This is a genomic window from Pseudoalteromonas sp. Isolate6, from assembly GCF_022398435.1.
Taxonomy (GTDB): domain Bacteria; phylum Pseudomonadota; class Gammaproteobacteria; order Enterobacterales; family Alteromonadaceae; genus Pseudoalteromonas; species Pseudoalteromonas galatheae.
This window is the reverse complement of sequence record NZ_JAKEVK010000165.1, coordinates 1-10,947: the sequence shown is the minus strand read 5'-3', so window position 1 is coordinate 10,947 and position 10,947 is coordinate 1. Positions and strand designations below refer to the sequence as shown.

At 40.2% G+C, this 10,947-nt stretch carries 10 protein-coding genes; all 10 read right to left on the bottom strand.

Features of this window, described 5'->3' with window-relative positions; genetic code table 11:
• Window positions 1-22 precede the first annotated feature (22 nt).
• Window positions 23-526 carry a GNAT family N-acetyltransferase gene (locus L1D50_RS17670; protein WP_239966506.1) on the bottom strand — a complete coding sequence of 168 codons (504 nt, stop codon included), beginning with the start codon at window positions 524-526 and terminating at the stop codon, window positions 23-25.
• Between the two features lie 52 nt (window positions 527-578).
• Complete coding sequence (locus L1D50_RS17665) at window positions 579-1,886, bottom strand: aminotransferase class III-fold pyridoxal phosphate-dependent enzyme (RefSeq protein ID WP_128727896.1); 1,308 nt, start codon at window positions 1,884-1,886, stop codon at window positions 579-581.
• Window positions 1,887-2,233: 347 nt separating this feature from the next.
• Window positions 2,234-4,312 carry a 6-hydroxymethylpterin diphosphokinase MptE-like protein gene (locus L1D50_RS17660; protein WP_128727897.1) on the bottom strand — a complete coding sequence of 693 codons (2,079 nt, stop codon included), beginning with the start codon at window positions 4,310-4,312 and terminating at the stop codon, window positions 2,234-2,236.
• Window positions 4,313-4,316: 4 nt separating this feature from the next.
• On the bottom strand, window positions 4,317-4,613 hold the full coding sequence (locus tag L1D50_RS17655) for a hypothetical protein (RefSeq protein WP_138521931.1): 297 nt from the start codon (window positions 4,611-4,613) through the stop codon (window positions 4,317-4,319).
• A complete protein-coding gene (gene fliS, locus L1D50_RS17650) occupies window positions 4,606-5,034 on the bottom strand; it encodes a flagellar export chaperone FliS (RefSeq protein WP_128727899.1) in 429 nt (142 codons plus the stop codon). The genes L1D50_RS17655 and fliS overlap by 8 nt, the downstream gene beginning before the upstream one ends.
• Before the next feature lie 15 nt (window positions 5,035-5,049).
• Window positions 5,050-6,474, bottom strand: a complete 1,425-nt coding sequence (gene fliD / locus L1D50_RS17645; RefSeq protein ID WP_128727900.1) for a flagellar filament capping protein FliD — start codon at window positions 6,472-6,474, stop codon at window positions 5,050-5,052.
• A gap of 20 nt (window positions 6,475-6,494) precedes the next feature.
• Window positions 6,495-6,902, bottom strand: coding sequence for a flagellar protein FlaG (locus L1D50_RS17640; RefSeq protein WP_128727901.1), 408 nt, complete (start codon window positions 6,900-6,902; stop codon window positions 6,495-6,497).
• 78 nt (window positions 6,903-6,980) lie between these two features.
• Window positions 6,981-7,952 carry a flagellin gene (locus tag L1D50_RS17635; protein WP_128727902.1) on the bottom strand — a complete coding sequence of 324 codons (972 nt, stop codon included), beginning with the start codon at window positions 7,950-7,952 and terminating at the stop codon, window positions 6,981-6,983.
• 154 nt (window positions 7,953-8,106) lie between these two features.
• A complete protein-coding gene (locus L1D50_RS17630) occupies window positions 8,107-9,081 on the bottom strand; it encodes a flagellin (RefSeq protein ID WP_128727903.1) in 975 nt (324 codons plus the stop codon).
• A gap of 677 nt (window positions 9,082-9,758) precedes the next feature.
• The gene (locus tag L1D50_RS17625) at window positions 9,759-10,730 is read right to left on the bottom strand and encodes a flagellin (RefSeq protein ID WP_128727904.1); all 972 of its coding nucleotides are present in this window, start codon (window positions 10,728-10,730) and stop codon (window positions 9,759-9,761) included.
• Window positions 10,731-10,947 lie beyond the last annotated feature (217 nt).

The window sequence follows — 10,947 nt, the reverse complement described above, 5'->3', positions numbered from 1 at the left end:
TTGTTATCGGCCAAACCAATAACTAATTTAATACCAATTCCATTTTAACCCCAGAGAGACTTTCATCATCGAGCTGATCAGGCTCCAAAGTCTTGAAACCCATTTTAATGTACGCTTTCACAGCCGGGACATTAGACTTATCAACGCCCAAAAACACTCTCTTAAGGTTGTATTTGTCTTTTGCTATTGTGATAAAAGCAAAAATCACCTCTTTCGCAACTCCCTTGCCATGCCAATTTTTATCGCCAATCAAGATCCCCATTTCAGCCGAAGTTCCGCCAGAATATTCTGAAAGAATAAACTTCACGTTGCCAATATGCTGCTCAGCTTCCTTTGTAAAAATTCCATACAAATAAGTATCTGGCGTATTATTTTGTGTATTGATATATGCCACTAAATCGTCGGTCGTTTGTTGTCGGTTTAAAATAAACTGACTGACATCACTATTTAACCATGAAAGATAATCAGCGGTTGCGTCGGACGGAGTTAACCCTCTCATTTTGAAACGCTCGGAAACAATCGTCATTTTGTACTTTCCCGTCTAATATCAAATATCAGTATTCAAAAAGTTGTTGATATTAATTTAACCTTTTAAAACCAGCAGTTGTCGGAGTAACCTCTTTCAACATTTCAGGATCATACAGAGCGACCTTTACTGCTTTAAAAGCATTGTCTACTGCAGATAGATATTCATCTACGTGTAGTTCTTTATGTGCATACATTGCATAGAACATATTTGTAGCTAACACTCCTTGGTTTATCATCTGCTCTATAAAATACGCCTTTAGCTGCAGTGGGTTATTATGCTCGAAAGAAAAATGACACAGGGCATCAATACCAGAAATATGAATACTCAAACCATGTTTTTCAGCAAGAGACTGCCAACCGGCTTTAACCAGTGCACCAATTTTTTGAAGATGATCATGCACGTTATTTGCTTCATAATAACGTATAGTTGCTAGTGCTGCGGTTGGACCCACTCGCTCCGTCCACATAGTACTGGAGATGAAACTTGATTGTGCAGCATCCATCCACTTCTCTTTTCCGATTATTGCGGCCATCGCATAACCATTCGCTAATGCTTTAGAAAACACGGCAATATCAGGTTCTATACCAAGCAGTAAATGAGACCCTCCACAATTAATTCTGAAACCCATCGATATTTCATCAATTATTAATGGGATACCCAGTGTTTTGGCTATTTTTCCAACGAAACTCCAATACTCTGAATTAGGTGCAATATTACGCATTGGCTCCATAACAATAGCGGCCAGCTCAGGGCCATGTTGCTCGACAACCTCTTTTAGAGAGTCAATGTCATTATATGAAAATGGTATTGCAGTGCCAGCCAACGCCTTTGGAACCCCCGCTGGAGATAGACCCGCAATTAAATGCTCATCTAGGTTTTCTTTCGAGGACACATTTGCCGCCAAGTACCAGTCATGCCAGCCATGGTAACCACAAAATGCAATTTTATCTTTTCCTGTCGCGGCGCGGGCAATTCTTACTGCAATTGTCATTGCCTCTCCACCACACCTTGCGAACCGGGCTTGATCTGACCAAGGATGCAGCTCTATTAACTTCTCTGCCAGCATGACCTCTTCTGGACAGTTTAAGCTAGAACTAACCCCATTATTAATTGTTTCAATTACAGCCTGATCGACGGCAGGCTCAGCATACCCTAAAATGTTTGCCCCTATGCCAGATATCGACATATCAAGATATCGTTGCTCATTGAGGTCCCAAACATAACAACCTTTCGCTTTGCTGAAGTAACTAGGCCACACACTTTGATTAAACATGTCAGGTCGCTTTGACAACAATTGTGAAAGACCAGGGATCAGTTGCTTCGCTTTTGCTTGCATTTCAGTATTTTTATTCGTCATGATTTCTCAACTAACATTTTCAACTTCACTGATGAAGCAAAGTTAGTACCAATTAGATGGTAACTAACCCTTAAATTTGGCTTGAGTCATATTTAATCTCCAGTAAACAACTCCCCTAAGGAAATCAAGGGTAGTTTACCTGACAGTTTTAACTCAAGAATCAGATTTCAGTAAAGTGTAAGGGAATTTTCAATAAACAGCTAATTTTAAACGAAAATGAGGAGAAATGTAGGAAGCAATAAGTCATATCAAACGCTTATTATTTCTGGTTTAAGCTAGCTCCGAAGCGTCTACTCATTAACTTCGGAGCCGCGACAAAATCTTGTCACTCTTTTATGTATCGACTTTTATTGACAAAGTCTATTTCTTTGACGGTAGTATTCAGGACACTGCTTAAGAAAGTCAGCCCAAGATTTTAACGCTTTTCTAAAATACGGAACCACTTCGTAATCATCACCAAAGTTATGAAGAATTGAAATTAATATTGAGGACGTATAAAGAGCCTCGCCTTCTAGCAACTGATACAAGCCTAAATGATCTGCAGAGTTTCTAAATGAGTACAAATACCTGAGACTTTTCAATAAAACTTCTTGCGCAGATTCTCGACTATCAAACTCTTCTTCCAAAAGCTCCACCATTGTGCCGCACAGCTGTTCAAACTCTTCTTCGCAAAGTAGCTTTTCCATAGATTCAATGTCAGCATTAGCTGCGAAAAGATTAGTTTTGATATGCTCCACAACTTGATGTTTATCAATTCCCCTTTCAGGCAACAAAATATCTTTACTCTCAAGTGGTATAGAGTGCTTAATCTTTGCTCCATTACTACAGTTATAACAGTTTACATTGTCTTTAAGAAATGACTCTAGAATCCTTTCCATTTGGCAGTTGCCAACATACATAAACTCATCAGAAAGTACTGTTTCGCAAAAGTTTCCAGGGATCCTGACTTGCCCACCTATTTTGGTTGGCTCAATGACAGTCTCACCTTCTTCACTGTAATAAAAGCTTGCCTTACTATGGTGGTGGTCAGGGTCTATGTAGCCATTATCCACACCAAACAGATATATTTCTTTAAACCCAAGGTGACATGCGTAACTCAGCGCAGTATTACCCACAAGGGGGTTTGAAAATGAAAGGCTCCGAAGCACTTTATTCTCATTCCTGTAGTGAGATAGTTGTAACATTTGTGTACCTGATTCACCAGGCTTAAGCGCCATTCCCGCCCATCCAAATAGACCAGCCACATCTGGATGCATCACATTAGTAACAAGCAAGTTTAAGTCTTTGCGCATCGATTCGGGTATATGCTGCTTGAGGAAATAATAGGTTGATTTAGTTCGTTCCAGTGCAACGTGAAAATCGGGAGTAATCCCATGCTTTATTAGTGCTGTGGTCGCTGAGTTACACGCGAATATAATGACTTTATCTTGGATCCGTTTTAGCGGTTCAATATTGGCGTCTAATGAAGGACCGTTTGCAACCACTACAGCTGGTATATCATGCAATAGCGCTTTATCTTGCTGTTCATTGGCAGAAAACATGAAGTTGCAGTTGTTTTTGACATTCCCCAATGAGTTAGCTATCCCGATCATAGCATCATCGAAGAAACCAAACCCCGCGAAGAACTGGTGATAATTCTTTTTAAATTCCGCGATCCATTTATTTACTTCAACTGATGGATAATGCTGATAAAACCAAGAGTGACAGACACTAGCTACGCTTATTTCCCTTGAGCGTGAATAAACCTTTTCGTAAATTTCATGTTCCGTCACCCCTACACCTAGATAAAGGTAAGCGCCTTGAGCCTCAATTTTTTCAAGAATAGAAACCCAATCGGAAACAAACAAACTAGCAAAAAAGTAGTCTTCATTCGGTTCAAAAATATTTACGTAACCAGCTTTACAAGCATCGATGACGTCTTCAAGGTGATAGCCAAGCCCAATACCAAAAATCATCTTGTTAGGAACTGCACTACCTAGCTTTTTAAATGGTGCTAAGTTCGATTTCGTCTCAACGAAGATTTCCCCTAATTTTCGCATCAATTCAACATGAAGAAATTCAATATCACCATTTTCGACAAATGCAACACCGGAGTGGTCTAAACGTCCAAGAATTGGGTTTTCGATATTTTTCTGTGTCTGCTTTTGAATTTGTGAAACTGGATCCTCGCTATACATAGGTACGCCAGTTTTATAATCAATAATATTGGCGCTGCCGTTAGGGTTAACAAATAAGTTAAACAGCGAGTTTGGCTCGTAGGTTAAGTATTTTTCGTAAATTTCTGGGAAATGTAATTTGAAGGCTTTGAGGTTTCTTTCAAACTTTAAATTGGCAGCTTCTATAAACAACTCTTCTCTAACCGCTTGTTCTTCCACGGCTTTTAACTTTACTTCAAGAGTCTCTAACTGGGACTTAATTGGATCCATGATATTATTTGAACTCGTTATATTTCTTGATTGAGGATTGTTTTCGCTGAATCTTCAGCAACTGCTCTCGGGTACTTCTTTTTTCTTGATTCATACGTTCAATCACTTCGTTCAACATTGCGATTGACTCTTCTAGGTAGACCCTTTTCTCTTCAACATCTTCTATCAAATCTGACCGTTTTTGAATACATAAACAAAATTTCTTGGTTTCTGTTTCAGCGAGTTCCATCTCACCTCTTTGAAGGTGTTCAAAAATCAAACACAACAATTCCCCAAGTTCGTCTTGATGCTGATTATCCATGACTAGCGTCTGGAGAAGCATTATTCAGTGTTTTAATCCGGACATCCACAGGGATAGCATCCCAAGCTGATTTAATTTCTTTCAACAGGTTAGACACTTCATCTACGATGGCTGAATCATTTTGTACTGATGCATCTAATAGCCTATCCATCATATAACTGTATAAGGCATATAAGTTTTCTGTCACTTCACCACCAACATCAAAGTCTAAGCATTCGCGTAATGCTTCAATAATTGCTGATGCTCTTGAAATATGCTCAGATTTGGCTTCTAGATTTCTTTTATCAATAGCTACTTTTGCCAATACCATTTTTTCAATAGCACCAGCCATCAACATCTGGATTATTTCATAACGATCTGCACCTGCCACTCGAGTTTTAAGTGCTTCTCTCTGGTAATTCTTAACTTTTGCATTATACATGTTCAATCCTCTCTATTACTTGGATTTGGTAAAGCCTGGCAGATTAGAAAGCTGAGCCCCCAAATAAGATTGAGTTTGCTGCATTTGCGCGATAAGTACATCAAGCCCTGCATATTTTTGACGTAAGCCAGCTTCAAATGACTTCATACGCTCCTGGTGATTTATGACATCGTCCTCTAAATCGTCAAGTTGAGCATTCAAACTAGTCTCACGTTGTTTCATAAGCCCACCTGAATCAACGTAATTTCCGAGCAATTCTTCTAATTTTTTGGCTACACCATTTTCCCCTGCAAATGCTGTACCAATATCATCGTAATTATCATCCATTGCTTCGTTTAAGCTTCGAACTAGTGATGACTTTTCTAAATAACCTTCTTTATTAACGCCAAGGCCCATGTCAAACACCGACTCAAATGGCCCAGCATCAGTCAACGTAGACCCCAGAGTAGAAACTAGCTGATCACTCAATGCTCTCATCGAAGCATCGCCATTTAGAGGCTTTCCTGCTCGAGTTTGCAAGCCAATCATTCCAACGAGGTTATTGTAATTTGTAATCAACTCATCGACGAGCTTAGTGACAGATTCTCTGTCATAATCTACGTCCAACTTAGCTGTTAATTTTGTACCAGATGTATCCTCAGGGCTAACCTCGAGTGCCCTTATCGTCATATCTTGGACAGCATCTTTAAATGTGTTTGTATCGCTGTTAACTGTAAGGCCATCTACCGTTATGATTGCATCTTGAGCTTTGTCCGCATCGGCAATGACCATGCCTCCAGAAGGGTTTGTTGTCTCGTCATATGTCTCAATAGCATCAAGCTCAGCAGTATCACTTGTAATCACGAGGTCGTTTCCATCGCCACTGACATTTGACGTGAAAACAAGTTTGGAGCCTACATCGGGATCGCCAGTGTTAATAATATTAGCAGTGATACCGAAATTAGTATCTGATGCATTAATAGCATCTCTTAACTCAGCCAGAGTCATTCCAGCTGTCACTTCTAAATCAAATGATTTATCCGCACCTGCTGAGAAAGACAAAGTACCACCACTTGCACTAACAACAGTGTCGGCTGAAGCAAAAGCACCATCAGCAGAAACGGCTCTGCTTCCTTGCGCCAACTGTTCTACGGCAATCTTAAAATTACCTGTAGAAATATCTGACGTTGGTGTTACGCTAATTATTTCAGCACCATCCGGTTGACGAATATTAGCGATTCGCTTGCCAAAGTTATCGATGTCCGCTAGTTTTTCAATTGTGTCTTTAAGTTTTGAAATGGCAGATTTAACCTCACCGACAGAAGACAATTCAACTTTCAGTGATTCTTGCTTTGCAGCAAACCTTTGCATCTTGGGTACGTTTTCCGCATCCACAGAAGCTTTTATGATTGACTCTAAGTCAAGCCCTGAGCCAACACCCGCAGATGTAATAAGTGGCATAATCTACCTCCAAATCTATATCAGGCGGTTTTATCAAATAACACGCCACGCTTTGTAAGTTTATCGGCAAACTCTTCCAAAGCCTTAGCTACTTCCCTAAACTCTTTTGAAGGAATTTCCCTAATTACTTCATTGCTAGACTTATCTAAAACAAGAACAACCGGAGGATCACCCTCTTCATCAAGTTGAAACTGTAAGTTCGTAGCCGTAACGGGAATAACATCGTTTAATCTTGCTAAATTGTCTTTAACTTCTGATATTAACTGTTCATTACTGCTAGCACCTTTACCATTATGCTCAGGTGAATCTTCAGGTTTTGCTCTATCTGGAGCAATACCACCTTCATTGTTTAATTCTTGTTTTGGTTGCTTATTCAGTTGACTATCAACCGAATAGTTTAGCCCTTGAGAAATTTGAACATCACTCATCTAGACCTCCTGTAAAGCCTATAAAGAGTATACGTCAAGTTCGCGAACATTCCCAAACTTGACGCTTTTCTCAGAATATTACCCAAGTAACGATAGTGCTACCTGTGGACGCTGATTAGCTTGACTCAAAATAGAGCTACTTGCTTGTTGTAAAATCTGCATCTTAGTCAGGTTGGCAGTTTCTTGAGCAAAATCGGTATCTCTAACTCGAGATTGAGCTGCTGATAAGTTTTCTTGGATATTTGACTGGTTACGAATAGTTGACTGGAATCGGTTTTGTACCGCACCAAGCTCAGCACGTTTTTTATCAACTACCGCAATCATGGTATCCATTGCAGCCAGTACTTCCTGTGCATTTTCTTGCGAAGATACACTAATTACTGTGGCAGCCATGTTGGTGAAACCAGCGGTAGCCTCCGTAACACCAGTACCAACATTACTGATACCAGCAGCCAATGTTGACATTGTTTTGCCAGTTACTGCGGAAGCGACACCCGCGATACCAGACATTGTGAAGCCACCATTTGCTGTCAAAGAGTTAGAACCATTCGATGACGAGCCAATGTCTTTCATACTAAAGCTTATAGTCTGAACGGCATCAGAGCCAACTTGGAAATTTGAATCATAGGTGCCGTCAAGTAGATTTTGACCACCAAAGGTTGTGTCTTTAGCAACACGGTTAACTTCCGATGCCAACGAGCGAATTTCTTCTTGCAGTGCCAATCGGTCTTCGTCTGTATTCGAACCATTTGATGCTTGTTGCGCTAACGTACGAATACGCTGAAACATTTGTGTCGTCTCATCCAAAGCACCCTCTGCGGTTTGCGCAAGAGAAATACCATCATTCGCATTTCGAATACCTTGGTTTAATCCATTAATTTGTCCTGTTAGACGGTTCGAGATCTGCATACCTGCAGCATCATCTTTTGCACTGTTTATTCTAAAGCCTGATGACAATCTTTTAAAAGAAGTATCAAGCGCACTACCTGAGTTCATCAATTGTCTTTGTGCATTCAATGAACTGACATTGGTATTAACGTAAATAGCCATAATAGCCTCCGCTTTATAATACATATTTCAACGCTGCGGGATACCCCTACCCTGCAGTATTGAAGAAGTTAGAGTACTAGATTGATAGTTCTCTAACTCTTCTATCGACTATAAAAGAGGAAGCTTTAGTTTTTTTTTAGAAAAATTTAACTCATTAGCCTTGTAGTAGACTTAAAGCTGCTTGAGGCCGTTGATTTGCTTGACCTAATATAGTTTGGCTAGCTTGTTGTAAAATTTGATTCTTCGTTAACTTTGCTGTTTCTAAAGCAAAGTCCGCGTCTTTTACTCGCGATTTAGCTGAGTTTAGATTTTCAGATACGTTCGATTGATTTCGAATAGTCGACTGAAAGCGGTTTTGAACAGCACCCAGCTCTGCACGTTTTTTATCCACTACAGCTATCATTGCGTCCATCGCTGCGAGCACTTGTTGTGCATTTTCTTGCGATGAAACACTAATCACAGTTGCAGCCATGTTAGTAAAACCGGCAGTCGTTTCTGTTACTCCGGTGCCAATATTACTAATGCCAGCAGCCAACACTGACATCCCTTTACCTGAAACCGCAGACGCAATCCCTGCTATTCCAGACATAGTAAAACCACCGTTGGTAGTCATGGAGTTATCACCATTAGCTGTAGACCCGACCTCTTTCATACTAAAGCCAATAGTTTGAACAGCATCAGCACCTACTTGGAAATTTGCAGAGTAGGTTCCATCAAGCAAGTTTTGACCACCGAATGTCGTGTCAGTCGCGACACGATTTACTTCAGCTGATAGCTGACGAATCTCTTCTTGGATCGCCAAACGGTCTTCATCAGTATTAGAGCCGTTGGCTGCCTGTTGCGCGAGCGTCCTAATTCGCTGAAACATAGAGGTGATTTCGTCCATCGCACCTTCAGCTGTTTGAGCAAGAGAAATACCGTCATTCGCATTACGGTTACCTTGTTCAAGCCCCATGATCTGTGAATTTAATCGGTCGGATATCTGTAAACCTGCAGCATCATCAGCAGCGCTGTTTATCCGCAGACCAGAAGATAGACGCTTGAATGAAGTATCTAGTTCATTACCTGAATTAGTCAATTGTCTTTGTGCATTAATTGCACTGACATTGGTATTTACATATAAAGCCATAACTCACTCTCTTTTTGCCAAATCAATATCTAATTGATAGATAGTTAAATGACAAAGCGGCATGCATGTTTCAGGTTTTCTTTTTACTAAGGCAACCAATTGCCACTTTGACGCCAAAATTAACTCTACTGGGTTTGAAGCAAGTTACAGGCCAAAAAGACAAAACGTTATAAATGCAGCTAAAGAAATCAATTTAACACCATGATAAATATGGACTTTATATTTTTCTCTTTTGGGATTTTGATATAGATACCATCGTAGCGTCAATTTACTGTGCTTATTTGAGCGGTACTCATATACCGTGTGAGCGATGCTTACCAATAAATCTTAAATAAAATAGCCTAGGCATTGAAGTAGCTGATTAAATAATCTGAGCATCGGGCATCTAGTACTCACACATTGATTTAGCGACACGAAAACAGATATAACGCTCTGTATAGTTGGAACTAAAGGAAGTTAATATATGGTAAAAGAGGGGCTGGCTAGCCCCTCTTTAGTAAGTTTGAGAGTGAGTGTCATTTTTCTAACACAAACTTGGCATGGTATGTGCTTTAATTAACGTGTTCATTGATTTAATGAACGCTATTGGATTTTTTAGCTCCTCCGCTTTATCATCCAATTCGGTGCCTAAGCAAATACCCCATCTGGCTTAGGCACCTTTTACCATCCTAGTTACATTATCCTAGTAGACTTAATGCAGCTTGAGGACGTTGGTTAGCCTGACTTAAGATTGTTTGGCTTGCCTGCTGTAGAATCTGCATTTTAGTCAAGCTTGCTGTTTCTTGAGCAAAGTCAGTATCTTTCACTCGAGATTTTGCAGCTGATAAGTTTTCCTGAATATTCGATTGGTTACGAATAGTTGATTGGAACCGGTTTTGTACCGCACCAAGCTCAGCTCGTTTTTTATCAACTACTGCAATCATTGAATCCATCGCAGCTAACACTTGTTGTGCATTTTCCTGTGACGATACACTGATGATGGTAGCTGCCATGTTGGTGAAACCAGCTGTCGCTTCTGTAACACCGGTGCCAACGTTACTAATACCAGCAGCAAGGGTTGACATTGTTTTGCCAGTTACTGCGGAAGCGATACCCGCGATACCAGACATTGTGAAGCCACCATTTGCTGTCAAAGAGTTGGACCCATTCGCAGACGAACCGACGCTTTTCATACTGAAACCAATTGTCTGTACAGCATCTGCACCGACTTGGAAGTTAGCCTCGTATGAACCATCTAGTAAGTTTTGTCCACCAAAAGTTGTATCTTTTGCTACACGGTTAACTTCTGATGCTAAAGAGCGGATTTCTTCTTGAATCGCCAATCTGTCTTCATCAGTATTCGAGCCGTTTGAAGCTTGTTGAGCTAGGGTACGCATGCGTTGGAACATTGAAGTTACTTCGTCCATCGCCCCCTCTGCAGTTTGTGCAAGAGAGATACCGTCATTCGCGTTACGGTTACCTTGGTTAAGACCATTGATTTGTGAAGTCAAACGGTCTGAAATTTGTAGGCCTGCAGCATCATCAGCAGCGCTGTTGATACGAAAGCCTGAAGATAGACGCTTAAATGAGGTATCTAGTGCGTTACCAGAATTCATTAATTGTCTTTGTGCGTTCAATGAACTTACGTTAGTATTTACATAAAGTGCCATGATGGTTCTCCCACTTTAAATCGAGTCTTTCACTCTCAAACTTAGAAACTTTCCAACCTTTGAATGTTTTTCACTCTCCGGCTTGGTTATTTAAGTTATCGGTCGGCAAAAATTTTCCTTTAGTGTTTTTTTTAAAAAAAACATAAAAACCTGATTAATAGTGACTTTTTGATTAATGTGGAACAATCGACAGAAAGTTATGGCTATGAGCTTATAC